Source organism: Mesorhizobium sp. M0166, assembly GCF_040322255.1.
In the GTDB taxonomy this organism is placed as follows: Bacteria; Pseudomonadota; Alphaproteobacteria; order Rhizobiales; family Rhizobiaceae; genus Mesorhizobium.
The window spans coordinates 1-23,613 of the sequence record NZ_JAMYTD010000055.1; the positions used below are offsets into that span (position 1 = coordinate 1).

Annotated in this window: 21 protein-coding genes and 9 pseudogenes; 13 read left to right on the forward strand and 17 right to left on the reverse strand. The window is 60.2% G+C overall.

Features of this window, described 5'->3' with window-relative positions; all coding sequences use genetic code 11:
* Positions 1-269: 269 nt before the first annotated feature.
* The 4 genes and pseudogenes from NKJ46_RS31620 to NKJ46_RS31635 form a co-directional block, all read left to right on the forward strand.
* Positions 270-872 (forward strand): annotated as a pseudogene (locus NKJ46_RS31620) (sulfite oxidase-like oxidoreductase); the annotation flags it as partial.
* The gene (locus NKJ46_RS31625; protein WP_352670795.1) at positions 868-1,614 is read left to right on the forward strand and encodes an FAD-binding oxidoreductase; all 747 of its coding nucleotides are present in this window, start codon (positions 868-870) and stop codon (positions 1,612-1,614) included. The pseudogene NKJ46_RS31620 and the gene NKJ46_RS31625, both read left to right, overlap by 5 nt.
* Positions 1,615-1,865: 251 nt before the next feature.
* Positions 1,866-2,552: an antibiotic biosynthesis monooxygenase family protein gene (locus NKJ46_RS31630; protein WP_352670798.1), complete on the forward strand. Its 687-nt coding sequence runs from the start codon at positions 1,866-1,868 to the stop codon at positions 2,550-2,552.
* Between the two features lie 173 nt (positions 2,553-2,725).
* Positions 2,726-3,214, forward strand: a complete 489-nt coding sequence (locus NKJ46_RS31635; RefSeq protein WP_352670801.1) for an OsmC family protein — start codon at positions 2,726-2,728, stop codon at positions 3,212-3,214.
* A gap of 597 nt (positions 3,215-3,811) precedes the next feature.
* Here the strand turns inward: NKJ46_RS31635 and NKJ46_RS31640 are convergent.
* Positions 3,812-4,524 (reverse strand): annotated as a pseudogene (locus NKJ46_RS31640) (S16 family serine protease); the annotation flags it as partial.
* Between the two features lie 224 nt (positions 4,525-4,748).
* Positions 4,749-5,656: pseudogene (locus NKJ46_RS34900) on the reverse strand (transposase); the annotation flags it as partial.
* 240 nt (positions 5,657-5,896) lie between these two features.
* On the opposite strand from NKJ46_RS34900, the gene NKJ46_RS31650 reads away from it, so the two are divergent.
* Together NKJ46_RS31650 and NKJ46_RS34905 are read left to right on the forward strand one after the other, a co-directional pair.
* On the forward strand, positions 5,897-6,346 hold the full coding sequence (locus NKJ46_RS31650; protein ID WP_352670807.1) for a DUF983 domain-containing protein: 450 nt from the start codon (positions 5,897-5,899) through the stop codon (positions 6,344-6,346).
* A gap of 33 nt (positions 6,347-6,379) precedes the next feature.
* A pseudogene (locus NKJ46_RS34905) lies at positions 6,380-6,630 on the forward strand (glutamate--tRNA ligase family protein); the annotation flags it as partial.
* A gap of 288 nt (positions 6,631-6,918) precedes the next feature.
* On the opposite strand, the pseudogene NKJ46_RS31660 reads toward NKJ46_RS34905, so the two are convergent.
* The 4 genes and pseudogenes from NKJ46_RS31660 to NKJ46_RS31675 all read right to left on the reverse strand — a co-directional run.
* Positions 6,919-7,504 (reverse strand): annotated as a pseudogene (locus tag NKJ46_RS31660) (acetate/propionate family kinase); the annotation flags it as partial.
* 132 nt (positions 7,505-7,636) lie between these two features.
* The gene (locus NKJ46_RS31665; RefSeq protein WP_352670810.1) at positions 7,637-8,956 is read right to left on the reverse strand and encodes a glucoamylase family protein; all 1,320 of its coding nucleotides are present in this window, start codon (positions 8,954-8,956) and stop codon (positions 7,637-7,639) included.
* A 4-nt stretch (positions 8,957-8,960) separates the two neighbouring features.
* A pseudogene (locus NKJ46_RS31670) lies at positions 8,961-9,321 on the reverse strand (GH36-type glycosyl hydrolase domain-containing protein); the annotation flags it as partial.
* Positions 9,322-10,327: 1,006 nt separating this feature from the next.
* Positions 10,328-10,582, reverse strand: coding sequence for a hypothetical protein (locus NKJ46_RS31675; protein ID WP_352670877.1), 255 nt, complete (start codon positions 10,580-10,582; stop codon positions 10,328-10,330).
* On the opposite strand from NKJ46_RS31675, the pseudogene NKJ46_RS31680 reads away from it, so the two are divergent.
* From NKJ46_RS31680 to NKJ46_RS31700, 5 genes and pseudogenes are all read left to right on the forward strand, one after another.
* Positions 10,512-10,762 (forward strand): annotated as a pseudogene (locus NKJ46_RS31680) (site-specific integrase); the annotation flags it as partial. The gene NKJ46_RS31675 and the pseudogene NKJ46_RS31680 sit on opposite strands and share 71 nt — an antisense overlap.
* A 195-nt stretch (positions 10,763-10,957) precedes the next feature.
* The gene (locus tag NKJ46_RS31685) at positions 10,958-11,275 is read left to right on the forward strand and encodes a GMC oxidoreductase (RefSeq protein ID WP_352670813.1); all 318 of its coding nucleotides are present in this window, start codon (positions 10,958-10,960) and stop codon (positions 11,273-11,275) included.
* Between the two features lie 808 nt (positions 11,276-12,083).
* Positions 12,084-13,718: a sensor histidine kinase gene (locus NKJ46_RS31690; protein WP_352670815.1), complete on the forward strand. Its 1,635-nt coding sequence runs from the start codon at positions 12,084-12,086 to the stop codon at positions 13,716-13,718.
* Positions 13,719-13,977: 259 nt separating this feature from the next.
* Positions 13,978-14,178 (forward strand): hypothetical protein, encoded by a 201-nt coding sequence (locus NKJ46_RS31695; protein WP_352670817.1) that lies wholly within the window; start codon positions 13,978-13,980, stop codon positions 14,176-14,178.
* 921 nt (positions 14,179-15,099) lie between these two features.
* Positions 15,100-15,255 (forward strand): annotated as a pseudogene (locus NKJ46_RS31700) (ATP-binding protein); the annotation flags it as partial.
* 120 nt (positions 15,256-15,375) lie between these two features.
* Here NKJ46_RS31700 and NKJ46_RS31705 read toward each other — a convergent pair.
* Positions 15,376-15,765, reverse strand: coding sequence for a response regulator transcription factor (locus tag NKJ46_RS31705; RefSeq protein WP_352670870.1), 390 nt, complete (start codon positions 15,763-15,765; stop codon positions 15,376-15,378).
* Between the two features lie 251 nt (positions 15,766-16,016).
* Between NKJ46_RS31705 and NKJ46_RS31710 the strand changes: the two genes are divergently transcribed.
* On the forward strand, positions 16,017-16,229 hold the full coding sequence (locus tag NKJ46_RS31710; RefSeq protein ID WP_352670819.1) for a hypothetical protein: 213 nt from the start codon (positions 16,017-16,019) through the stop codon (positions 16,227-16,229).
* A 273-nt stretch (positions 16,230-16,502) separates the two neighbouring features.
* Here the strand turns inward: NKJ46_RS31710 and NKJ46_RS31715 are convergent, their stop codons facing one another.
* Positions 16,503-16,652: a hypothetical protein gene (locus tag NKJ46_RS31715; protein WP_352670822.1), complete on the reverse strand. Its 150-nt coding sequence runs from the start codon at positions 16,650-16,652 to the stop codon at positions 16,503-16,505.
* A 120-nt stretch (positions 16,653-16,772) separates the two neighbouring features.
* Positions 16,773-17,408: a response regulator transcription factor gene (locus tag NKJ46_RS31720; protein WP_352670873.1), complete on the reverse strand. Its 636-nt coding sequence runs from the start codon at positions 17,406-17,408 to the stop codon at positions 16,773-16,775.
* A 327-nt stretch (positions 17,409-17,735) separates the two neighbouring features.
* Here NKJ46_RS31720 and NKJ46_RS31725 point away from each other — a divergent pair, with 327 nt between their 5' ends.
* Positions 17,736-18,125, forward strand: a complete 390-nt coding sequence (locus tag NKJ46_RS31725) for a response regulator transcription factor (protein WP_352670824.1) — start codon at positions 17,736-17,738, stop codon at positions 18,123-18,125.
* On the opposite strand, the gene NKJ46_RS31730 is transcribed toward NKJ46_RS31725, so the two are convergent.
* The 8 genes and pseudogenes from NKJ46_RS31730 to NKJ46_RS31765 all read right to left on the reverse strand — a co-directional run bounded on the left by NKJ46_RS31730 (position 18,120) and on the right by NKJ46_RS31765 (position 23,610).
* Complete coding sequence (locus NKJ46_RS31730) at positions 18,120-18,659, reverse strand: hypothetical protein (protein ID WP_352670827.1); 540 nt, start codon at positions 18,657-18,659, stop codon at positions 18,120-18,122. The genes NKJ46_RS31725 and NKJ46_RS31730 overlap by 6 nt on opposite strands.
* A gap of 58 nt (positions 18,660-18,717) precedes the next feature.
* The gene (locus NKJ46_RS31735) at positions 18,718-19,263 is read right to left on the reverse strand and encodes a DUF1993 domain-containing protein (RefSeq protein ID WP_352670830.1); all 546 of its coding nucleotides are present in this window, start codon (positions 19,261-19,263) and stop codon (positions 18,718-18,720) included.
* Between the two features lie 159 nt (positions 19,264-19,422).
* Entirely contained in the window at positions 19,423-19,998 is a 576-nt protein-coding gene (locus NKJ46_RS31740; RefSeq protein WP_352670832.1) for a cytochrome P460 family protein, read from the reverse strand.
* 196 nt (positions 19,999-20,194) lie between these two features.
* Positions 20,195-20,476: a GNAT family N-acetyltransferase gene (locus tag NKJ46_RS31745; RefSeq protein WP_352670835.1), complete on the reverse strand. Its 282-nt coding sequence runs from the start codon at positions 20,474-20,476 to the stop codon at positions 20,195-20,197.
* Between the two features lie 304 nt (positions 20,477-20,780).
* Positions 20,781-21,813 (reverse strand): annotated as a pseudogene (locus NKJ46_RS31750) (IS630 family transposase).
* 97 nt (positions 21,814-21,910) lie between these two features.
* Positions 21,911-22,195, reverse strand: a complete 285-nt coding sequence (locus NKJ46_RS31755; RefSeq protein WP_352670838.1) for a DUF2171 domain-containing protein — start codon at positions 22,193-22,195, stop codon at positions 21,911-21,913.
* A gap of 91 nt (positions 22,196-22,286) precedes the next feature.
* Positions 22,287-22,943 carry a ferritin-like domain-containing protein gene (locus NKJ46_RS31760; RefSeq protein WP_352670841.1) on the reverse strand — a complete coding sequence of 219 codons (657 nt, stop codon included), beginning with the start codon at positions 22,941-22,943 and terminating at the stop codon, positions 22,287-22,289.
* 10 nt (positions 22,944-22,953) lie between these two features.
* Entirely contained in the window at positions 22,954-23,610 is a 657-nt protein-coding gene (locus NKJ46_RS31765) for a ferritin-like domain-containing protein (protein ID WP_352670843.1), read from the reverse strand.
* Between the last annotated feature and the right edge of the window lie 3 nt (positions 23,611-23,613).

The window sequence follows — 23,613 nt, forward strand, 5'->3', positions numbered from 1 at the left end:
ACTGCGCGAGCGTGAAGTCCTTAAGCTTACCGAGGCCGTCAGGATGCTGACCGAGCTGCAGCAGCAATCTGCGTCAGGTGCATGCAGGTCCGATGCGGAAGGCGGACGGCCTTTATAACGCGCGGCTATCGATTTCATGGCGTGACGTCATTTCCCATTCGCCGCGCGGAATTCCATGCTCCGCCGGTAGCTTGCTCATCCCGCGCACAACAGCTTAGCGTATTGTGCGGGACGACGCTCCTTTCACCCGCCGACGGAGGAAGTCCGCCATGGTCACCCGCGGTTTCACAGGCCGCCAATCCGGATCTGAACTATCGGATCGGATTCCCCCGGGACAGCACCTCGTCGACAATTTCCCGGTGCTCACGGCCGGTCCCACGCCACGGATCGAGCCCGCGGACTGGACATTCACGCTGAAGGTCGGACCTCGTCCGGTCAAAGCGTGGAGCTGGTCGGAGTTCAACGCGCTCCCACGAACCAGGATGACGCGGGACATCCACTGCGTGACCTCATGGTCGAAGCTCAACACCGCTTGGGAGGGCGTGGCCATCGACGACATTCTCGCCGACGCTGGGCTTAGCGCGCCCACTCCGTTTGCACTCGCATATTGCTACGACGGATACTCCACCAACGTTCCACTCGCGGATCTCGCGACGGGGAAGGCAATGGTCGCGCTCAACTACGAAGGCCAGCCGCTGCCGCGCGATCACGGGGGGCCAGCGCGCCTACTCGTGCCGCATCTCTACTTCTGGAAGTCGGCAAAGTGGGTAAACGGGCTTCAGTTCACGGAGCGCGACGAGGCCGGCTTCCGGGAGCTGCGTGGGTACCACATATATGGCGATCCGTGGCGTGAGCAGCGATACAAGAATGACGGAATCGATTGCCGCAGCCGCGCGATGGCAGAGCTGCGCGATTGTCGAGATCGCGACGAGAACGCCGGCTATAAAGAGCTTCTTTCTTCGCCTCTCCGAAACGTTCGACTATACGGCCGGACAGCACGTTGACGTGCGGCTGACTGCACCAAACGGCTACACTGCCATGCGCAGCTACTCGATCGCGTCGGCCCCGAGCGATTCCAAGGTGATCGAGCTGGCGATCGAGCGCCTCGCTGACGGCGAGGTCTCCCCTTTCTTCCACGACGTCGCCCGAGCAGGCGATATGATTGAGCTTCGCGGGCCGCTTGGCGGTCACTTCCTCTGGCCGGGGCCGACCGCAAATCCGCTGCTCTTGATCGGCGCGGGCTCCGGCGTCGTGCCGCACATGGCAATGATCCGGCATCGGAAGGCCAGCGGCGAGCCAGTGCCTGTCGCGCTGTTGCTCTCCTCCAGGACCTGGGGTGACGTGCTGTTCAGGGACGAGCTCCTCGAGCTCGAGAGGTCGCTTCCCGATTTCGCACTCGCCCTGGCGTTGACGCGCGAGCCGACCATGCGCGGCAGCGACTTCAGCAGGCGGATCGACGCTGCGATTATCGCCGACGTCGCCGCACGTCAGCATGTCTCTCCCGGCAGCGTCTTCGTGTGCGGGTCGAATGCCTTCGTCGACATCGCGGCGGACGCGGCGCTCGCCTTGGGGCTGGAAGCGGGAGCGATCAAGACCGAACGCTACGGCGCTTGAGAGACGATCTCTCTCGCTTTGCGAGAGGATTGTTTTCGCAAACGCCAGATTATCCGTGCCGCATGCAGCGACTTAAGTGGGTTGAATGCGAGAATACGCGCAATGAATAAACCGGGAGCCACGCGGATGCTGTCCAAGACGACCGATGTGGACGGCTCGAATATCTTCTGCCGCGAAGAAGATGCGCCTTTTCGGGCCACTTCAATATCGAGATCGACGGCGTCGAAGCACTCTAGAAACGGGATACGAACATGTTTTCAGTGATTTTCGAAGTCCTCCCCCATAAAGAGAACTGGGATGACTACCTCGACAGCGCCAAGATGCTGCTCCCCGAGCTGGAAAAGGTCGAGGGCTTCGTCGACAACATCCGTTACAAGAGCCTGATCCGCGAGGGCTGGATCCTTTCGCTTTCGAACTGGCGGGACGAGAAGTCGCTCGTGCGCTGGCGGACCCGCAGGCATCATCATGAACTCCAACAGAAGGGCCGCGACGAAATCTTCGCAGACTACCACCTGCGCGTCGGCCAGATCACCGCCGACAATCAATTGCCGACAGGGTATGCCCTCACGGAGCAGCGGCTCGACGAGACTGAAGTCGGGGAAGGAACCACGGTGACGCTGATCAACGCGACTCGCCCCGCCGAGTGGAAGCAGACCAACAATCCGTACGATTGCGCCGAGTGGCTTGGCCTGAACCCGTGGGCCGCCGACAGTACGTCCTGGGACCTTTTCGAGGCCGTACCTACGCCCGGCGACCTGATTCTCCTCATATCCTGGAAAGATGCCGCTGCAGCGCAAGCCTACGAGGACTCTTCCGCGCCGAATGACAAGGCAAGGATCCGGAGAGTGCGTATCGTACGTGATTACGGGAAATACGACCGTCGCGAGGCACCACAATACTACGCAGATGCCACGGGCCGCGACACCCTCCACGCCTGACACCGCTCCGTCGGCAAGGGCCTGCCTGCCGCGAGTTCGAGCTAGCGTGCGCCCAGGCACGAGTCGTGCAGGAGCCGGGATCGATCTCGCGAGGCGGCTGCGACGACACCTGGTCGAGAACCGCCTCTGACGGGCCTGCCAAGCGCAATGTCAAAATCTGAAAGGAAAGCACGATGACGAATTCGAACGATGATGGCGCTCCCCGCCCACAGGCTGTAGTGGCCGGCGACCTTGACGACGCCGGCGCACTCAACGGCCGTGCCGGCGCATCGGAGTTCTCGATTGGCGGCCCCGACGGCAGGGCGGCCGGGGCGAATCCTTATGAGCTTCTGAGTGCTTCGCTCGCTGCGTGCACGGCGATGACGATACGGTTCCAGGCGCGAAGGCGAAAATTCCCGCTATCTCATGTCGAGGTAGCTGTGTCGTATCACCATGGCGGGAATGGTGGCCGCGACTCCTTTGAGCGCTCCATCACGCTCGAGGGAAACCTCGGTGACGACGAGCGCGCCCAGTTGATGCAGGCTGCGAACATGTGTCCGGTCGGGCGGACGCTGGGCCTCAGCGCCGACATCCGCACGAACGATAGCGTCAGCGGCGGGCCGGCGGCAAGCTATGACGACGACTTGAGCGAGCTTTCGATCCCGAACATCGACCCCGACTAGTATGCCGCAAGGTATGGGGATTTCGCTGTCCAGGAGGATCAACCCGGCGCCTCGAAGGCAGTAGTGGATGGTGGAGGCGTCGGTGCGGGCAACCGCCAAGTGGGCACCCGCCGCAAGCGCGCACTCCGACAGCCTGACGAAGGTGACGTCCAACGTGGTCATCAACTTGTCGAGATCTTGTTGCGATATACGCCAGATCGGGTCGCCTGCCATGTCCACAAGCCTCTACAGTGCTCAGGCCCACATCAGCTCGGCTTCGGGACGGCGGGACGACGCCATCTCACGCAGGCATCCGGCCTGCGCAACTGGGTGAAGGGCCCTTCCGCGTTCCAACCTGACCTAGCATTTGATCGGTTCGGTCTTCATTGCCTTCGACTGAAGACGCTAAAACAATCACCCAGTTGCGCCTGACCGACTAGTGGTTGCTGCCGAATTTGATAAATTCAACCCTGACATGAATAATCCGGCTGAGCGTCTCAGCGACAGGCAAAACTTTATGAATCACGCGAGCCCATGCCGACGCGCGTGAACAGGAGGTCCGGAGGCTCGACAGCCGGATTCGCGACGGACCGATCACGACGCACCGAAGTCGCACAGTCAGGGACGTGCCGTTACTGTGCGTGCCGCGCGGCCACCGCGGCTGGCGGTGACTGCTCGGGTCCGCGTCGCAACACCTAATGTCGACGTAGCCGGGGTTGCATCCAACGCAGCGGCATTTGCGTCGTCGACACGTTCAAGCCACACGAACTCAAGCTTCTCCCGGGCACCGGCGGGGATATCGTCGTAGTCGCGGCGGATTTCCCCCGTCATGGCCGTGTCGCTTCGGCCATTCCGACCTGTGACGAGAGACGCGAGAGCTGTGAACATCGCGACTCCGGCGCTCGGTCCGTCCTTTGGCGTCGCGCCTGCGGGCACGTGGATGTGGATGTCGCTTGCGTCGAGCACACCAGGGCCAACGCCGAGCTCCGACGAACGTGTCTTCAGCAGGGTCAGGGCAGCCTGGGCGCTCTCCCGCATGATGTCGCCCAGTTGCCCAGTCAGGATGAGAGCGCCCTTGCCGGTCGCTCGCGTGGCCTAGATGAACAGGATGTCGCCGCCGACCGGCGTCCACGCCAAACCCGTTTGCGACGCCGGGGACGCTCGTTCGCATGCGACCTCGCTCTCGAACCGAGGCTGGCCGCGCACGGCGCCGATGTCGTTTCTGGTCAGCCTAACCGCGCTCGCGCTTCCTTCCGCGATCTGGACCGCGACGCTGCGCAGGGTCTTCCCGATCTCCGTTCGAGGCTGCGGACACCCGTCTCGCGGGTGTGATCGGAGCGAGCATGCCCGGGAAGAGGACCGGTGTTGCGTATCGAAAGCATGTCCAAAGGGAATTTCTAATTTCGTCCGCCCCGGCCGATCTTTGGGTCTGGCCGGGGCGGCCGAGCAGACGTGGCCGCCTTGAGATTGATTGAAGCTATTGCGGCGAGCCGCGGTGCCGCGCGATGAAAGCGAACCTCACGTCACTTCCCTCGCGAAGTAGGCTGCGGCCTTCCTAAAAAACAGCCTCAGTGGCCGGCATTGGCGCGAGGGCAAAGCCGAGAGCCTTGGCGCGCCGATGCAGGTTTGCGAGAACGCGCGTGCGATGGCGTTCTTCATAGGCGTCGGCGCCGGGGTCACGCCAGGTCATGCCGAAGCGCAGGGTGTTGTAGAATAGTACTGCTATCTTGCGGGCGGTGCAGTGACTGCCTTCCGCTTGCCAATCCGCGATGACAGGCGACTGTAGAAAGCCCCGAGGTGATATCGCTACGCCCGATGTGGTTGCTGCCAGCCGAAAAAGGGGGCCGCGCGACTGGAGGATCGGCGCATTCGAGACGACAGCAACTTGCCGCCGGATATCTAGTTGCCCGGCGCAAGGCAGAGCCAGGACGCGAAGTGTTTGGCACTCGGCCAAGCGCTGAGATCGGTGCCACATTCCCCGATCAGCTTCAGCACAAGCGAGGGTCCGAGGCCATGGATCTGAGTCAGATTGACGCCGATCACCCCATAAAGTGCCGCGCGGACATCGAAGGAAGGCTCATTCACCTGCTTCGCCTTGACCCGCACCTTGGGCAGTGCGGCGATGGGTGCTGACGCCCTGACCGTGAGGGCGGCAATGGCCGCCTCCAGCTTGCGGTCACATTCTGCCACCTGAGCCTGATAGAAGTCGCAGAGATCCAGAGACTGGGTCAACGCGAAGATATGCTCGTCTCGGTCGTTCCTTACCAAGGACGATGCCAGCACATCCGGGTCGCGCTTGCCTGCCACGATGGCACGGATGATTCGCATGCAGGTCGCACCGGTGATGTCAGAGACGACATGGTGCAACTGCAGATTCATCTCCATCAGCGCCTTCCGCATGTGCAGCTCGCGATGCACGGCCTCCTCGTGCGCGAGGAGGAGGCGCTTCGTCGCCATGCCTGCCGGCAGCACCGCGCAGGTCTCGTGTTTTTCCGCGACATTAGTGGACCGTCCAGGCTCGGTGCATAATACGCCGAGCAAGAGAACCCTCTTCCCAATATATGAAATAATCCGTGGCGGGAGGGAGAAGAGACGAGCGCGGGCCGGCGCGATCACGAAGGGTTATCGACTACATGCCCCATCTGCATGATGCTTGCGTGGCGTCATTGAATACTGTGTTGCCTGCAAAGTAGGAGAACAGCAATGGCCACGACAATTGCGGGCCCGATTGGAAGTCAAGACAAGGATTGGACGTCTGCAGAGACTGCCGCCGGCCGGGACGTCGGCCTCTCCCTTCGGCGAGGGGTTCGTGGAAGGTGCCCGCGCTGCGGTCGCGGTCGCTTGTTTTGCGCGTTTCTCAAGGTCGGCGACCATTGTTCTGTCTGCGGCCTCGATTTCACGGGCCATCGGGCTGACGATCTGCCGGCATACTTGGTGATCGTCATCATCGGCCACGTCTTGATCCCCGTCATTCTCTGGATCGAGGAGGACTACGCACCATCGCTTGCGTTCCAGCTCGCAGTCTACCTTCCGATTACGATCTTGGCCTCGCTAGCCCTCCTTCAGCCGGTCAAGGGCGCCGTCGTGGCGCTGCAGTGGTCACTCAAGATGCACGGTTTCGGAGAGCATCCGCCCGTCAACCCCGGCGCGTGAGGCGACGTTGTCGCAACCGTCGGAATTCTGGGGCCAAACGGCTTCCTCCACCTGGGCCACGCAGGGTCGATCGTTCTGAACTACGAGCTGGCAAAAGAATTTGGCGGCCGCTGCCTCGATGATACGAACCACGCTAAGGAGAAGGCGGTGTACGCCGATGCTATCAAGTGTGACGTGCGTTAGCTCGGATTCGACTGGGCACAAGGCCCTGCATTTCGCCTTAGACTATTTCGAGCAGCTCTATGCTTGGGCCTACGATTTTTGTCCGCAGTGGGAAAGCCTTCGGAACGCCAGCTTTTCGGCGCCGACCAGCACGGGCGGAATCTGGTCTCTCTCGTCCGCAATGCCAGGATCGGATAGGCATTCCGGACGGCGAGTCCGACCTGGCTATCGACGATGTCGCTGCCATCGCTTGCGAAGTCGCGTGCAAGGAACAACACGAACACCCGGCGGGAACCGTCCGTCGTAGGGGCATCGCGGATCGAGCGCAGCTCGTATTCATTGAGGCTTGCGCTGCGCCCGGGAAGGACGAACCCAAGCTTGAGCAGTTTGACGAACGATGCTTCGAACCCGACGACAGTGAAGCCGAGCGTGCTTTCGACGCTGCGAGCTTGGGAAATGGCACACAGAGACGCACCGCTGCCGAGATGTGCTACGATAACCCGGCCGTTCGCTATCTCCGGTGCCACTTCGCAGAGACGCCCGAAGACATACTGATAAGACAAGCCGTGAAAGCCGTAGCGCCGCACACCCTCGGCGAAGAAGTGCTCGGGAATTGCGAAGTGGTTTGCTACGTGACTATGCCCTCGATGGAACGAAGTATCGAAGCAGGCAACCGGGGGCAGGTCCGGCCGGCGATCCAGCACCGTATGGATCAGTGCAAGACTGTTCGGTTGATGCAGCGGAGCTAGCGGCACGTAGCGTTCTAGATCGCGAAGGACTTCTTTATTGATCAGCACCCGCTGGTCGTAGTCGGGGCCGCCGTGGACGACGCGGTGGCCAGCCGCAACAAGCCGGCCCTGGTGCCTGTCACGCAGCCAGGCTCCGACGACTCGCATAGCCGAGGGTAGGGAGAACCTTTCTCGGGCCTCTTCCGACGGCAAACACCTCGAATTTCAGGCTTGAAGATCCGGCGTTGACGACGAGAATCGCATCCATGGCGTCACGTGCTAACAAAGAACGCAGCATGGCGGCGCACATTCTTGTCTGCCCGCTTCCTGAAGGCTTCTACTGTCCGACATGTGCCAAACACCCGGGCTGTTCCCATGAGACGAAACGCCTGCCTGCATCCTACAGCCAGCCCCCCGCGAATCCGGCCCTGCGCAGCCCGGTCACGATCGGCCGGCACCGGCGCATGATGTTCCAGAGTAGGCCCGTCCTGTAGTTTTCCGTCATCAGCACGACCGGGCCCTGGTCTATGCCGAAATGGCAGGGACTGACCCACCATCCCGTATCACTGCCTTCTACTTTGTAGGTCTGGTTGAAAGATGGCTTGAATCCGTAGAGACGGGTCATGCCGAGTTTCATTCGCGCAAAGTGCCACACGGTCGGAATGACGATTTCCGGAGCGAAAGGCAATGAAGCGACTACCACCCACGGCGAGACAGTCCCGTCGTCCGGTCCGAAAGGCGCGCCCCGGGCGATATAGTCGAAGAATTCCCTTTCCACGCCATCGACATTGCGTTTGACCCAACCGGGTCCATCGCTTGCCGTGAACCCCCAACAATGTTCGCCATAGCCGACAAAGCTGAGCGGATTGCGGATGGCATATTCCTGCTGGACGTAGGTCGCGTGGCAGCTGTTCTCGAAATAGTCGCTGTTGTGGTCGCGCATGAACCGGTCGCGTATACCCCGGAAGTCGATCCACATATGCGAAAGCTGGTGGGTGAAAAGGGGGCCTGAATAGAGTAGTTCGCGTCCGTAGATGTTCCTCCAGTCGTACGTTTCGGTGTAGGCAAAATAGGCTTCGGGCGGCAATGGATAGGTTGGCGACCCAAGGCCAAGAATATAGAGCAGAAGGCCCTCGTCGTAACCGCGCCACCGGTAGGGAATGAAACCGTTTTCCGGGCGCCATCCATGGGTCAGCGTAAGGCCGCGGTCGCAGGCCCAGTTCCAGTCCGCCCGCTCGTACAGTGCATTGGCGACCCTGCGAATCTCCGCCTCTTCGGCTGTCTGGCCGTCGAAGTATGTGGCGACAGTCAGTGCGCCGGCGAACAGGAATGCCGAGTCGATGGTGGACAGTTCGCACTGCCAGACCCGGCGGCCGGTTTCGATGTCGAGGAAATGATAGAAGAACCCTTTGTAGCCGGTTGCGTCGGGCTCTGGTCCCTGGGGACATCGCAGCAGGAATTCCAGCCGCCTCAGGGCGATCTTGGCCGCAAACTGCCGGATTATGATGCCGCGTTCCACGATGACCGGAATCGCTGCCAGCGCCATCCCGATTGCGGCGATGCTTGCCGGAGCACCTTGCTCGGTCTTGTCGCGAACGAGTCCGTTGTCGGGGTTGGTGCCGTGGAGATAGTACAGCAGCGTCGTGAACTGCAGACGGGCGAGATCCTGGTCGGTGGGCATCCGAAGCAGTTCTGGCGCGGTCGAAAGCATCTGGGACATATGTCTAGCCGAGGATCACTCGGACGTCGTGGAAACGACCATCATTGGTAAGCGGCACTTTTGTGTCCGTCAGCGGTTCGTCATCCAGCACAATCGAACGCACCCCGAGGCAGACTCCGGCTTTGTTGTCCACATGGATGCGGTATGTCGCCGATCCATACCTGTATCTCATTTCATACTCAGGCCAATATGTGGGAACGCATGGTTCAATTGAGAGAGTCTGGTCCTGCGGTCTGAAACCAAGGATGGCTTCGAGCGCCATCGCGATACAACCAGCCGGCCGATCCCGTATACCATGTCCAGCCGCCACGTCCGGTATGTGGTGGTGCGCCGTAGACATCGGCGCTGACGACATGGGGCTCGACCATGTTCTCAAGTTGCACACGAAGATTCTCGCGCCGATTAAGACTCTTGAGATGGACATGCTTGCAAACGGCTACCGATTTTCGCGCGGCCGAACCTTGGCGATCGCCTTCGTAAAGCGCAGGCTTTGGTCAGAGGTCCCCAACAACTCCGGAACGGCCGTTTCGGACGACGATGAATTCCCTCGGTCGAGATCGACGCGCGCGTAAGTACAGCGGCCAGTTCGCCATGATGGTCCACATGGTGTCGCTAGAGGCCGCTGCCATTCGTACGGCGGCCGTGCCGCAGGGGGCGTTCCGCGCCTATCCCAGCGCGCTAGCTCGATAGCGCAGTGGTTCGGCTCCACAATCCGAGACATAAGCCGACAGAACAAACACTCGGGCCACCGCTCGGCTATGCGAGCGCACAACGTTTGGCCTCGCGGGCCGCCTGACATGCGGTTCAAGCCGCGCGAAAGGTTGCCAAAGATTGTCATTGGCTCATCCATGGAATTGCTGACGACGCGTCATCGTGGTCTGAGATGAAGGCGAGCAGGTCGGCATTCATCTGATCCCGGTGCGTGGCTGCGATGCCGTGCGGCGTCCCGGAGGCGGGAAGGTTTTGCTTTCGGCTCGTGGCCGAAGCAGCGAGATGCCGTCCGGCTGCAACTGCGACGCTTAAGCCGGCCAAGAAGAACACGCCGCGGCGGGGTCCGCCAACGGAAAAAAGTCCATCCTTACTCATCGCATCCATCCATAGTGGGTGGCTTTGAACATCGGGCTCACCATCACGATCACCGGGTCGACCTGCACGGTCGCATTCGGGGAGGGGCGAGCGAAGGAGCGGCGACACTCGATGACCGTGATGGCTTGCGAAGAAAATGCGCCGATCCGGGCCGCAAATCTATTCTACACAAGGTCTGTGATGCGATACCAAGGTGTAGGCAGCCACGCAGAGAGATGTGGCTAGCCCAGACAGGCAAGCTCTCATAGACGCAAGTCAACCTAGGGTTGGGTCGGGGCGCTTCGATTATCGGCCATCTTTCATCGCCGGAGGCCGTTCCTTGATGTCGTCAGAGGCCGTTTGGAAAATCGGAAAATTGGGATTGAACGAAGCCGCTATCGCAGCATTTGGCGAATCGGTTTGCGGGTGACGCTTCTGTTTTGAAGGATTGCGGCTGTTGAAGCGCAATCTCGAGAACAGGAGCAATGAGATGGTCGGGTTGAGCCCACTTCGTCGGCGCATGATCCAGGACATGACGATCCGCAATCTGTCGCCAGCCACGCAACGATCCTACGTACACGCGGTGGCGAAGTTTTCCCGCCATTCGGACGCTCTCCGGACCGGCTTGGCCTTGAAGACGTCCGCGCTTTCCAGGTGCATCTGGTCTCCACCGGGATCTCGTGGCCTGCGCTGAACCAGACGGTGTGCGCATTGCGGTTCTTCTACGGCGTGACGCTCGGACCATGCCGAGATCTATCAGATCGAGATCCATCTGCCGTCCGACAATCTATTCCTGCTGAAGGAAACTAGCGACTGGAACCCCGACACCAGTCCCTACTATGCTGCGATGGTGCGCAGCTTTGCACCCATCCAGCCGCCACTCGAGAACTATCTCGAGGTCTTGGCGGCGATCGGCCGGGTGCCTACAAGGTGCATATGGCGCTTGGCGCGGACGATCAGAGCCTTGCTCAAAGTAAGATTACTGCGCTGGAAGCGGTCCGGGTGGCGATTGGCACTCTGCCAGCGCCGGCCCAGACCATGCCGTTGGGCGCGAGCCACCATGAAGCGGGGGGCATGAACATGGGCGTCGAACGGGCGGCCTCCATGACTGACGAGTACGGCCGAGTTCGCTCTATCAAGGGACTGGTTGTATGTAACGCGGCCAATTGGCCGTCGATGTCGCCCGCCAATCCGCACCTCACCATCGTCGCGCTGTCCCGTAGACAAGCGCGTCAACTCGCATCGGAGCTTTAGCACGAGATGCACGACGCCACCCTTTCTTACGCGACGCCCACAGAGGCTATCCGAGTGTTTGTGGTTTCCCAAATGCCCAACTTGCCGAGCCGGCGTTCTTCCGCCAACTGGGGGCAGACATTCATGCCCGGCACCCCTTACATGCTGCAACCCATGGGCCGGCCTAGCAGCGTATCTTCCTGGCGTGTTGTCCCAACCTGCCGCCGGGCTGCCACACCAGTTTGCCCTCATATGCTATCCGTCGAAGGCCGTCTGGGATCATGCCATGAACCAGACGCTCCGTGGCCGGGTTTACAACCAGACGTACGGCGGGGTGTACGCGATGCCACCCTCCGGTGCCGCGTTCCCGGTCCTGATCGACCACCTTCCGCCGCTTAGCCACACGCTATGACCGACGTGCCATCCATTCCTCAGCTTCATCCAACTCGCCTGCGCTATGTTATGGATGCGATGAAAGTCGATTCAGCCTACAGCGCGGTCAGACCGAGCGAGCGGTATTGGCGAGACCATTTCAGGGTGGCTGATCCACTGCGACCGCACGACTAACAGCGGCGACAGACGGTAAAGCTAGGATAAGCTGGGCCTTAGCGGGCTGCGCATCTTTCGGCGGGTTAGGTCAGAGAGACGTCCCTATCGCTCAATTGCACTCCTTGTGCCGGCATTGGCGAAAGTGATCGCTTGCACTAGATTGTGGTCGGAGCGCCCTGCGACTTCGGGCTAGTGAGATCGGACGATCTCGTCGGGCAAGTAGGAAAGGCACCACATTCTGGAAGGTCTGATTTCGAATTAGAGGCTGGCGAACTCGAAATTGCCGCCCATCGCGGGCTTTCGACGTGAGGCGAATATGTTTGTGGAAGGGTCAGCGGCCGGCTTGCGGGCGGATGAGTTTGTGCTCTCGAATCTTTCGCCCAGCGTCGCTCAAAGGCGGTTCGCGCTTGGCGTTGTGTTAGTGCTCCTCGTTGTCTTTGTCATCGTGGCAGGCCCGCTCTCTGGCCTGCCACTGAGGCGGGTTGACGCCTTTATACCCGCCTACGGCACTGCGATTTTCGTCATCGACTCTATCACCGCAGCCCTGCTCTTCGCGCAGTTTTCCGTCCTACGCTCGCATGCGCTCCTCGCACTAGCGAATGGCTATTTCCTGACGGCGCTCATCGCAATTCCTTGGACGCTCACATTTCCAGGCATATTGGCGCCGGAGGGCGGCCTTGGCGGCGGGCTCCAGAGTACGGTTTGGCTCTATGTCCTGTCCCACGCCGGCTTCGCCCTGTTCGCGATCGCCTATACACTGCTGAAGGATGCCGATGCGATGGGGGCGCTGTCGCCACGCTCCATTCGTGCGAGGGTCTTTACGACCGTCGGATCAGTTACTGCGCTCGTCTGTTGCGCAACAGTTTTCGTTACAGCAGGCCATGCGTTCCTCCCGCGCATCATGCTCGACACGGCGGAGGTTTCCTATCTCTGGTACTACGTGGTCGGACCGATGGCGGGATTATTCGTCGTCGCGCTTGTCTTGCTATGGCTGCGGCACCGCTCGGTGCTCGATCTCTGGCTGATGTTGGTCTTGTTCGCATACATCATCGAGATCGCCCTCACCGCCTTTCCTATCCCGTACCGCTTTAGCGTCGGCTGGTATGCCGGGCGAGTTTACGGCGTGTTTTCCGGCAGCTTTGTGCTGCTCACCCTGATGAAAGAAGTGACGATGCTATACGGTGAACTGCTGCGCGCAGTCGTTGCCCAACGCCGCGAGCGCGAGGTGCGTCTGCTGACGGGGGACGCGGTCGCAGCCACCGTGGCGCACGAGATCAAGCAGCCATTGTCGGCGATGACTATGGACGCCAGTACGAGCCTGCGCTGGCTTGATCGCGCGACGCCCAACATCGATGAGGCCAAAGCCGCATTACAGCAAATCGTGAACAACGGGCACCGTATGGGCGCGGTGATCGATAATATTCGGACGCTTTTCAAGACCGAATCACGAATCCGGACTTCGCTCGACCTCAACAATCTGATCCGCGAAGCTCTGGCGCTCGTGCGCTACGACCTGCAGAAGCATCGGGTAGCGGTTCAGACCGACTACAATCAATCGCTCCCACCGGTAGAGGGCAACGAGGTTCAGCTGCAGCAGGTGCTCGTGAATTTGATCACGAACGCGATCGATTCAATGGCCACTGAAGATGGGGACCGGGTACTTTCCTTAAGGTCTAAAGTCTGCGACTCCAGCAGTCTGATGGTGTCCGTGGAAGACGTGGGGAAGGGTGTCGAGCCGAGCGCTATTGATCTGATATTCAAACCGCAGTTTACGACCAAGGTGCACGGGATGGGGATGGGGTTGTCAATTTGCCGGTCGATCATAGACGCCCATGGGGGGCAGTTGTGGGTGACCGCCAATCTGCCCCGAGGTGCCATTTTTCACTTCACGCTGCCCGCCCACCGGCAGCACTAGCATTTCATTCCTCACGCCTGCGCCGCCGCCGCTCTCCGGATAACTTGACGCCGCCCTTCCCGAGCGCGCCAACCAAAGCGTGCCTCATGCGCCCACTTCCGGATCCCAGCTCGTTTCCTGGGAAAGCGGAGAGCGGTTGCCGAGAGACCGTTTCGAATGTGGCCACTACGGCACCGCCAGCCCGCCATCGTGAGAAAGCCGGAAAACTCTACCTGCCGGCGGTCCATCGCAGCACCGTGTGCAGGGACAGGAGAAACCAATGAAAGAAATTATGGTAGCGGCTTTCCTCGTGCTAGCAGCGGCCACGCCAAGCTTGGCACAATCTTACAGCGCCGGCTGGGGAACCGGCGATGTGATCGATCAGCCGCTGCTCGAGAAGCCAATGGCGCGTATGGGCCATGTCAGTCCCCCCTGGTGCAGCGGCGTTTGCTTGCGCGAACCGTCACATGAAGCATCATAAGCGGCTAACTCACGGCGACTTGGTCGGTGCCAAGAAGAGAGGAAACTGATTGATTGAAATCTGCTCATGAAGTGAGTGGCGAGATCATAATTTTATCTTAGCGGCGCTTCGGCTAGGGTCGGGGTAGCGTTGGTAGCAATCCGCATGTACCGAACCTCCTGGCCCGTTAGCCGATGCTTCGGCTCCCACGGCGCAATCCGCAATGCCTGCTCCAGCAACTCCATCGATCCGCCCATCTCGCTGGTGTATATGACGAGCGCACCAATGTCTCGCTGGACAAGTGCGAGATCATCCGCAGAGTAGCTTGCAGATTGCGCGTCTTCGCGGCGATCACCGGGCCAAATTTCGTGAACCATGACCCGTGCCTGAGGCAGTACCGACCGGTGCAGTCTGGGGATGAGTACGAATGCGCACATAGATTTGCCTCAGCATCCGATAAAAGCTTAGCTCGAGCGATATCCCCCCGTTCCTTTTGAGATTCACTCGCCCGACAGTGGTGTCGAGCCCAAGTTGTCGGATTGCACGGCCCAAAGCGATGGCCTCATGTACCGAACCACCGTCTGAGTTGAGCACAGTCGCCTTAGCGCCCGCAATAACGCACGGGCGGCCCAGAATTTTCTGGAGATGCAGCCGCCGGACCCAGGCGAGGTCAGGGAAGCGCTCTCCTGTGTCGCTTGCGACGCCGATCGAGCCGGAGAAATCATCGATCGCATCCGAGAGCAAATCAAGAAGGCGCTCCGAAAAGAGCGTTTCGTTCTTAATGCGGCAATCAATGAGGTGATCATAATGGCCCGAAGCGTGACCGACGGGAATGGTGTTTCGGTCCAGACCCGGCTATCGGCGAATTGGTTAAGGTTCTGAGAGATCACGTTCAGCTACAACAAGTTTTGCTGAACCTGATTTCTGAACCCGGCTGAGGCAATGGGCTTGGTTGAGGAGGGACCAAGAGAGCTGTTGATCAGCACCGAACAAGATCTGGCAGGCGTGTTCGTGGCGGTGCGCGATTCCGGTCCCGGTATTGATTCGGCGCGTCTCGATCGAGTCTTCGACGCCTTCTACACCACGAAGTCCAGTGGGACATTCATGGGGCTGTCGATATGCCGCTCAATCATGCTCATGGGGGCAAGCTGTGCGCGGAAGCGAATGAGCCTCGTGGCGCTGTATTTCAGTTCACCTTGCCCGGCACCGACGGCGAACTCACGAGTCCGCTTCAGGTGGGTCACCGGACCTCAGAGCTGCGCAAACGCATTGGGTGAGACGCTCTTCGTCAACTGGCTTGCCCAGGTAGCATACGACCCCGTCGTTCAAGGCGCGAGCCCGGTCAACATCATTGGGGAAAGCGGTCACGAGAATTGTCGGTATTGCGCCGTCCGTGTCGATGAGGCGTCGATGGAGCTCGAGCCCCGTCATGACAGGCATGTTGATGTCGGCGATCAGACAGGCTGTTTCGGCGAGGCGCGGGGACGCGAGAAATTCGGTTGCAGACGAAAAAATCTCGACAGTATAGCCCAGCGCTCTCATGAGCCTACCCATGGACTCACGAAGGGACCGATCATCTTCAACAACCGACACCAGTACCTTGTTCATCAAGCGTCTATAGCCATTCGCAGACCCGTCGTGCGGGCAGCCAGTTATGCAACTACAGTGGCGCTCCGCATTGAGTCGTCTGAGAGAATGGCACCCGTGTGAAGCTCGTGCCCCGTAAACTTTGGCTTATGTTGACGATGATTGCGAAGCCAATTCGGCATGGCTTGTGATCGACGCTTCCGCCGGGCCAAAGCAGTCGCGGGATCGCAGCGGGGAACTCTAGGACCAGTCCCAGCGCCGTAAGCCTTCGTATGATCGTCCCACCCCTTTGGACGCGTCCAGATGATGGCGCGATCGGCATCGAGGTTGGTTGTCCTGATGAACAGCCGTTGGCCTTTGACCGGCTCCTGCGCAATCTTCGCCAGAACGTCGTTGGTGATGTATTTGTCCTCATTTTCGCGAGCGGTGCGTTGCTGGTGAAGGATCCGCTCGACAGTGCGCCAAGGAGGCTGTGCTTCCTGTAGATGTTAGCGTCCTTGATTGTGGTAAGGCTTGTTTTAGCTGATCGTCATATGCCGGTCCGAGAAAGGCGGACGTCGCAATCAACGCACCCCCCACCGATCCCAGTCCCAGTCACGATGTCGAAGCTGGGCTTGGTTCCGGGCCTTCTCCCAGCCAGCAAGAAGGCTCCGGCGCCGAACGCGCCGCTGCTGCCGCCACCGGACAGGGTGAGTGTAGTGCGTTGAGCTCCTTCAACTTTATGGATGGATCAGTCCTGGCCGCCTTCAAGCGCTAGACTAGGTGCGAAAAGCGACAAGCCGGTGAGCGGGATAGCTGGCATAGGAGTAGCCCCAAACGCGGATGTCGTCGCAATAGCCGCGAACCTCGGCGGCGGAGATCACTTGCGTAGGGAGCGCCGTCGTGCGGTCGTGCGGCAATGCAGGCACTCAGCTGGGCCAAGGAGGATCGTCTCCCGCAAGACCTTTGCCATGTACCGTTGATGGCGGCGAACAATGACCTGGTAAATCTGATCGACAGGAATAGTGCCTCGCCGATAGCTATACAGCTCAGGAGCGTTGCGGCTTGTCGGGCACCAGCTTGAGTTTGTCCACCATTCGGCCCAGCTCGGGAAGCGAACCGGCCTTCATCTTCTGCATAGCCCTGCTCCGATGCACCTTCACCGTGGCTTCGGCGATGCCGATATCATGGGCAATCTGTTTGCTCAGGCGGCCGCGAGCGACCTGAATCATGATCTCGCGCTCTCTCGGACTGAGCGAGCCGAAGCGCTCCCTAAGGTCGACCAGGTCCTTCTCGTTTTCCCGCCGTTCACGATCACGGAAAAGGCCGAGCTGGATCGCTTCGAGGAGATCCTGGTCGCGGAAGGGCTTGGTCAGGAACTCGATGGCTCCCCTCTTCATCGCCTGCACGGACATCGGGATGTCACCGTGCCCCGTGATGAATATAATTGGGAGTTCCCTGTTTGCTTCAGCGAGCTCGCGCTGCAAATCAAGACCGCTTTGCCCAGGCAATCTGACGTCGAGCACCAGGCAGGTCGGCCCATCCGGTGGATCGGACCTGAGAAAATCGGCAATGGAACCAAACAGCTGGACGGTGACACCGACCGATCGCAATAACCGCCCGACCGAAGAACGAAGCTCCGCATCGTCGTCGATGACCAAGACGGTGGAGCTTGCGTCAGGTATCGCTGTCCCATGGATCACGGCAATGAGCCTTTTGTCTCGGTGCAGATTTGGCCCACACGCACAAATCTAGTCCGAATCCCTTTACCTGAACAGCCCTTCCGTCTCTGAGGACTGGAAGGGATAGACCCAGTTTATGCGCACTGGCAGAGTTCCCCCGGCCGCTTTCGGTGCCCAGCCTTCGCAATCCTCGCCCGGAGATAAACCAAAGTTTATGGAGCATCGGCGTTGCACCCGTGGCATTCTTCACGAGATCACGTAGTCCCCACGGGGCGACGGCATTGTTGGGCTGCTTACACGGCGGTTCGAGCGAACTGCCAAAGGCGGCAGATGAAGAAATTATTGGTTTCGATCGTTGAAGATGATCGCTTCTTTCGCGAGTCCATGCGAAGGTTCATGAAGTCGCTCGGCTACACGGTCGAGGCGTTTCCATCGGCGGCCGATTTCCTTGCGTCCCCCCATCTCGCCGAGACGACCTGTCTCATCGCCGACATCCATATGCCTGTGATGACCGGGCTCGAACTCTACCGACACCTTGTCGATGAAGGGCGAGCGATTCCGACAATCCTCGTGACAGCCTACCCCAACGATGCTGATCGGGCCCGCGCACTGAACAATGGTGTCGTCTGCTATCTGGGCAAGCCAGTGGATGAGGACGATCTCAAGAGGTGTGTTAGCGCAGTGCTTATGGCAGGTGGAACGAAAGCAGGAGATTCATGATTTCGCCCCCGCGCCAGGCGATGGCGACGCGAAGTCGGCTCCGCAGTGCCGGCGCATGATGGCGGTGGCGGCCTCGAACTGCTCTGCACTGGCAGGGTGGACGATCAACACGATGCCACCATTGAGGACCTGGCTCTCGGCCCACTCGTGGACGTGAGCTTCATGGCGCTGGCCGAACAAGGCGGCCAGCCCTCCCACGCTACCCCCGGAAGCCAATGCGGCCAGCAGGGCTGGCGCAGCCGCTCCACCCGTTGCGGCCAAAGCGGCACCGGCGCCGGCGAACGAGGCGACCGTGGCCGCGAGCGAGGTAGCAAGGGTGCGGACCTGCTGCCGGTCGTCGCTCATGCCGATCTCGACACGAGGGAGCTGCTTGATGTCGCAGCCGACGGCCCCAGCGCAGGACACCGCAATCTCCTCCTGCGCCAGGAAGCTTATACGGGAGCGGTCGATCCCCGCTGCTCCCAGCTCACTTACAGCTGCCTCGAATTCAACTTCGCTTTGCAGCGCGCCGATGACCTCTCGCAACTCCCTCACAATGGGCATCCTCTAAACTTTCTTTCCGTTGGCCCGTGCCGCGCACCGCGCCCGCCTCTCACGAGTAGTCACCGCCGCTCTGCTGAGTGAGGTTGCCGAGGTAGTCGCGCTTCCCGATCGTCGCTCCGAGGTGCCGGAGGATCGCGTGCGCAATCGAGATGTGGAAGAAGAAGTCGGGCAGCACCAGGTGCCGGATGTAGTCGTCGCCGCCGAACCACCCGCGCACGATAGGCGGCGTCAGCTCGTATGTGTGGGACTGCGCGCCGGCAATCTCGTCCGGCTGCACGTTTTGCAGGAAACCGCGAGTCTCAAGGAGCCGTCCCTTCAACGCCGGATACATCATCGGAGTGTTGCGGGGTGCTAGCGGGTCGTGCTGCATCAACTTCGCCATGTGCGCGTCGACCTTGTTGCAGCTTACGGAGAACTGTTCTCCGAAAGTGAGCATGTCGGGCGCGAGCCGCTCGCCAAGGATCCTCCCAGGCTCAAACCCCTTGGTCCGTTCGAGCGTTTGGGCGTGGTCAAGATAGTCGTCCATCACGTTCAGTCCATGTACCATGACCGGAACTGTGATGTCATAGACCGATAAGGACACGCCGACCTCCATGCGCTCGTTTGTACTCTGAACGTCGGTCGGACCCGAAGGTCGTTAACCGAAACGAATGGTCACATTAAGCCCTTCAATCTTCCAGCTTGCCGCACCAGCCTGCCGGACTCGGCCTCCGCGAAACCGCGGCAAGAAGAGAGCTCCTACCGATGCAGCCGCCTAGTGACGCAGGACGGGATATCCGTTCACGTAAATCCAATCGGTGGCCTTGGCGGGCACGTGGCACCCCTGGCAATCGGAATGGTAGTCGGTCGAGGTGGTCTTCAGCGGCTTGTCCGCGTCGAACCACGACCATCCCCACCCGTCGCCCCACAACGGATTGCCGGGGTGCGTTCCCTTGCTGTCTTTCACCATGACAAACCAGCCCTTGAGCTTGTCGGCGTGGCTTACCGTGCCGGTGGTCATCTCGTTTGTCGAGGTCGCGAAGACCTCTTTCACCAGAACGGCGCCGTCCGGGAAGTGCCCCGTCTTCCGGTAGGCGTCGATCGCCCCTGGGGATGCGTAGACGGCGTGCATTTCCTTCGAGCCATGGTCGCTGTCGGCGGCAATCGCCCAGCTCCCGAGCGCTTGGTAAAGGGTTCGATAGTCTATCGGCACGCGCAGGTGCCCGGCGGCGTCCACCACGTTCGCGGTCGGGTCGATCGGAGCCGCTCCGCTGATCTGAGCGAGCGTCACCACGGTGCCGGCGACCAGCGAGACGGCGATAGCCAGGCCGACAGTTCTCGATAATTTCATGGGAGGTCTCCTTTGCTGCTCGGCGCAATGGCTTCAATCAATGTCGAGGCGGCCGCGCGTTCTCGCCCGGTCCAGCGGACCCGAGGATCGGACACAGCCGGCGAAAATAGAAATTCTCTTTGGACATGCATTCGATAGTCATGGGGTATCGTCACCTAAAAGTGTTGTGCGCGCGTGCGCCCGGCGCGGTCTGCGGTCAGCCATCGAGGACCGCGCCGTACTCGGGGTGCCGGGCGGCGTAGGAAGACATGAACGGGCACTTCGCGATCACTCTTTTCCCGTCGCGTCGCAAGGCTTCGAAAACGCCCTGCGCCAATCGCGATCCGTATCCCAGGCCGGACAGCTCTTGCGGCACCTCGGTGTGGAGCAGGACGACCCGGCCGTCTTCGACCTTGTAGTACGCGACTGCGATCGCACCGTCGCCAAGGGGCATTTCAAACCGGCTCATGGCCGGATTGTCCCGGATTTCGCTTTCCACCTTCTGTCTCCCTCGCTCATCGGCCAACAAAGTTAGCAGGCCCGTGAGCGATGGTCTGCCGCGACAAACCGAGCGAGCCACGTGTCTGGACGAACGGCGACGGATTGTGGATTCGCGTCGCGATCCGCTGACTTTCCGTTCCGCCGCGGCGGCGTGGGCCTGCGTTACTCCCGTTTGGGCCATTGGAGGAAACGCGCGCAGATGCACAGGGGTGCGCTCGAGCGAATCTCGTTCGCCCTGAGCGCTGTGGTGGAAGCTGGCGCCCACTTCCACTCGCCTATGTCCGGATGGCGCATAAATCGCGCTAGTGGATGGAGTCTAACACTTGGTGCCCGCGTTTGACGGCGGCGATGACTTTGTCGGGGTCGGCGGTTCAAGAGAAGGGTTTGGGTTGCTGGTTGTGCTCTTGGAGGAAGCGGTTGATTGCCGCCTGGAGGTCGACGACGGAGTGGAAGACGCCTCGTTTGAGGCGACGCTTCGACAGTTTTGCGAAGAAGCCTTCGACCGCGTTGAGCCACGAGCATGAGGTCGGTGTGAAGTGGAAGGTGAAGCGCTGAAGGCGGCCGAGCCAGGCACGCACCTTGGGGTGCTTGTGAGCGGCGTAGTTGTCGAGGACGACGTGGACGGCCTTGCCGGTCGGCACCTCGGCGTCGATGGCGTCGAGAAAGCGGACGAATTCCTGATGGCGATGCCGCTGCATGTTCTTGCCGATAACGGTGCCGTCGAGCACGTTGAGAGCAGCAAACAGTGTGGTCGTGCCATTGCGCTTGTAGTCGTGGGTCATGGTGCCGAGCCTACCCTTCTTCATGGGCAGGCCGGGTTGGGTGCGGTCGAGCGCCTGGATCTGGCTCTTCTCATCGACCGACAGCACGATGGCGTGGGCAGGCGGATCGACATAGAGGCCGACGACGTCGCGCAGTTTATCGACGAACTGCGGATCGTTAGAGAGCTTGAACTGGCGCCAGCGGTTGGGCTGCAGCCCGTGCGCCTTCCAGATACGACGCACCGCACTCGGGCTGATGCTGGCCGCGGCCGCCATCATGTCGGCGGTCAGTGCGTCGTCTCGCCAGGCGGGTCCTGCAACGTCAGCGCCACCACACGCTCAGCCACTTCAGGCCCGAGAGGCGGAATGCGCGAGGGTCGCGTCTTGTCGCGCAACAGTCCTTCGAAGCCTTCCGTTGCGAAGCGCTCCTGCCAACGCCATACGCAGGTCTTGGATTTGCCGGTTTGCCCCGCATGATCTCGACGGTGCCCACACCGTCGCCGCTCAACAGAATGATCTCGGCGCGCCAAACATGCTTTTGCGGCGCATTGCGATCCCTGATCAGCGCGCTCAGGCGCTAGCGATCAATCGGCGAAACGGTGAGGGATATTCCTGTGCGCATGCGCCAAACTCGCATGCGCACTCGCGAAAGGGAATCCCAAGCCGGACTCTTATGTTAGGCGGAAACCACTAGCTTCGATGCGATCGGCATCCTCGCGGCTGCGCTCGCCGTAACCCTCCTTCTGATGCCCCGGGCTCTGCCCGAAGTCGTGGGACGGCGAAGCTCCGGCGGCTAGCGTGAGCGCTATGAAGTGATTGTGGTGGTGGTGAATGCCCGGACCATTGGCCATGGTCAGCCTGATGCGGTCGCCGTCCACCCGATCGACAGTGCCGATATGTACCCCATCGGCTCCCATAACGTTTGCATTCTCTTTGATAAGTTCGGGGTCGATCATATCGTTTTCGTCTGAGTGCGACGAAATTATTGAAAAAGTGGCCCCATTTTTTTTGGGGTCACTTTCTAACGGCTGGTCGGCTGCCTTGGGATTACCCAAGGAACGGTTTTACAGCCTCGAGCACTTCTTCCTTGGTCATCGGCTTGTCGAAAGCACCGTCGGAGCCCGGTTTTCCCACGAGTACCCGGACGGATCCGGCGTGTCTGGCCTCTACCGAATGAATTTGAAGTGCAGTGGTCAGCACAGGCGTTCCTGCCAGATTGCCGGCCTGCCCCTTGAATGCCGCAACACCTATGTCCTCGATTGAAGAGGACAGCGTTGAAAATGTCTTGAAGTTAAAGAAAACGTCGGGATATTTGCCGCCGCCGGTGAAATCGATCTCCGGAGGAGCGACCGCAACAGACCCCAAAACGCCCTTCAGCAGCTCTACATGGCCATGTTCATGACGTCCAATTTCGACAAACAAGCCTCGATATTTCGCCGGAATGAGCCCCTTGGAAGCGTTCGCGGTCTTGTAAAAGTTTGCCTCGAAATATTCGAGTGTCAGCGCGAAATTCAGGATGTCCACCACTTGCTGGGGGAGACCGCCTGCAAACGCCTCGGTAGAAGCCATTGCGAGGAGCACCGGCGCACTACCGACCAATGCAATTTTGGAGAACTTCGCCAGGACATCGCGGCTGCTGTAGTTGATCCGCTGGCCTACTTCTGGCTCGATCCCATCGAGAAGAAAACTATCGTGGATGTTCATTTGGCTCTCCTCAGACGGGTGATTTGAAATTCAGCTGCGTTTTGATGAAGGGCTTCGCTCGACCCAACACCATCTCCGGCGACATTTCACCATCGAGCCCCTGCGGGCTGATGTGGCTGCCGCCAGCAGAAGCTGCCGAGGGGCCATGTAGCAACGCTGCGATCATTGCGGCGTGGCGAGCTTCCACGGACACGATCGTGCCGGCCGCTACCAGATAGTCGACTTTCTTGATCAGCTGACCAGCGCCGTTGTATGCTGAGACTCCAAGATTCTCAAAAGCGTCGGCAGCCCCAAGCACGGCTGCACGGCTACCGAAATTCACTTTCGAAAAATCGACTTCGATTTCTGGAATTGCGCTTTCGCCAAGGGCCTTTTTGAAGAACTCGCGGTGGGCGACTTCATGATCCCGGATCTCGGCGAATGTCTCCGCTTCGTGCTGCGTGATTCCATGAAATGGTTTGTCGTTGATGGTCGTGTAGAACGCCGCCTCAAGTTGTTCGAGCGCATAGGCATAGTTCAAGATCCCAATGTCGCCCTCCCCGAGATCAGCTGCCAAGGCTGTCGAAATGCCGAAATTGGGCAGCATTGCACCTGCAACCATCACCGTCGTTGCTGCCGCGCCCCAGCGTAGAACGTGGCGCCGCGAATATCCCTGATTATTTGCCATTCT

What these genes read in the sequence shown, in the direction of transcription:
- NKJ46_RS31625 (WP_352670795.1), top strand. Translation starts at nt 868, where the DNA reads ATGACGGAATCGATTGCCGCAGCCGCGCGATGGCAGAGCTGCGCGATT.
- NKJ46_RS31630 (WP_352670798.1), top strand. Translation starts at nt 1,866, where the DNA reads ATGTTTTCAGTGATTTTCGAAGTCCTCCCCCATAAAGAGAACTGGGAT.
- NKJ46_RS31635 (WP_352670801.1), top strand. Translation starts at nt 2,726, where the DNA reads ATGACGAATTCGAACGATGATGGCGCTCCCCGCCCACAGGCTGTAGTG.
- NKJ46_RS31650 (WP_352670807.1), top strand. Translation starts at nt 5,897, where the DNA reads ATGGCCACGACAATTGCGGGCCCGATTGGAAGTCAAGACAAGGATTGG.
- NKJ46_RS31665 (WP_352670810.1), bottom strand. Translation starts at nt 8,956, where the DNA reads ATGTCCCAGATGCTTTCGACCGCGCCAGAACTGCTTCGGATGCCCACC.
- NKJ46_RS31685 (WP_352670813.1), top strand. Translation starts at nt 10,958, where the DNA reads ATGGCGCTTGGCGCGGACGATCAGAGCCTTGCTCAAAGTAAGATTACT.
- NKJ46_RS31695 (WP_352670817.1), top strand. Translation starts at nt 13,978, where the DNA reads ATGAAAGAAATTATGGTAGCGGCTTTCCTCGTGCTAGCAGCGGCCACG.
- NKJ46_RS31705 (WP_352670870.1), bottom strand. Translation starts at nt 15,765, where the DNA reads ATGAACAAGGTACTGGTGTCGGTTGTTGAAGATGATCGGTCCCTTCGT.
- NKJ46_RS31710 (WP_352670819.1), top strand. Translation starts at nt 16,017, where the DNA reads ATGATCGTCCCACCCCTTTGGACGCGTCCAGATGATGGCGCGATCGGC.
- NKJ46_RS31725 (WP_352670824.1), top strand. Translation starts at nt 17,736, where the DNA reads ATGAAGAAATTATTGGTTTCGATCGTTGAAGATGATCGCTTCTTTCGC.
- NKJ46_RS31735 (WP_352670830.1), bottom strand. Translation starts at nt 19,263, where the DNA reads ATGGAGGTCGGCGTGTCCTTATCGGTCTATGACATCACAGTTCCGGTC.
- NKJ46_RS31740 (WP_352670832.1), bottom strand. Translation starts at nt 19,998, where the DNA reads ATGAAATTATCGAGAACTGTCGGCCTGGCTATCGCCGTCTCGCTGGTC.
- NKJ46_RS31755 (WP_352670838.1), bottom strand. Translation starts at nt 22,195, where the DNA reads ATGATCGACCCCGAACTTATCAAAGAGAATGCAAACGTTATGGGAGCC.
- NKJ46_RS31760 (WP_352670841.1), bottom strand. Translation starts at nt 22,943, where the DNA reads ATGAACATCCACGATAGTTTTCTTCTCGATGGGATCGAGCCAGAAGTA.
- NKJ46_RS31765 (WP_352670843.1), bottom strand. Translation starts at nt 23,610, where the DNA reads ATGGCAAATAATCAGGGATATTCGCGGCGCCACGTTCTACGCTGGGGC.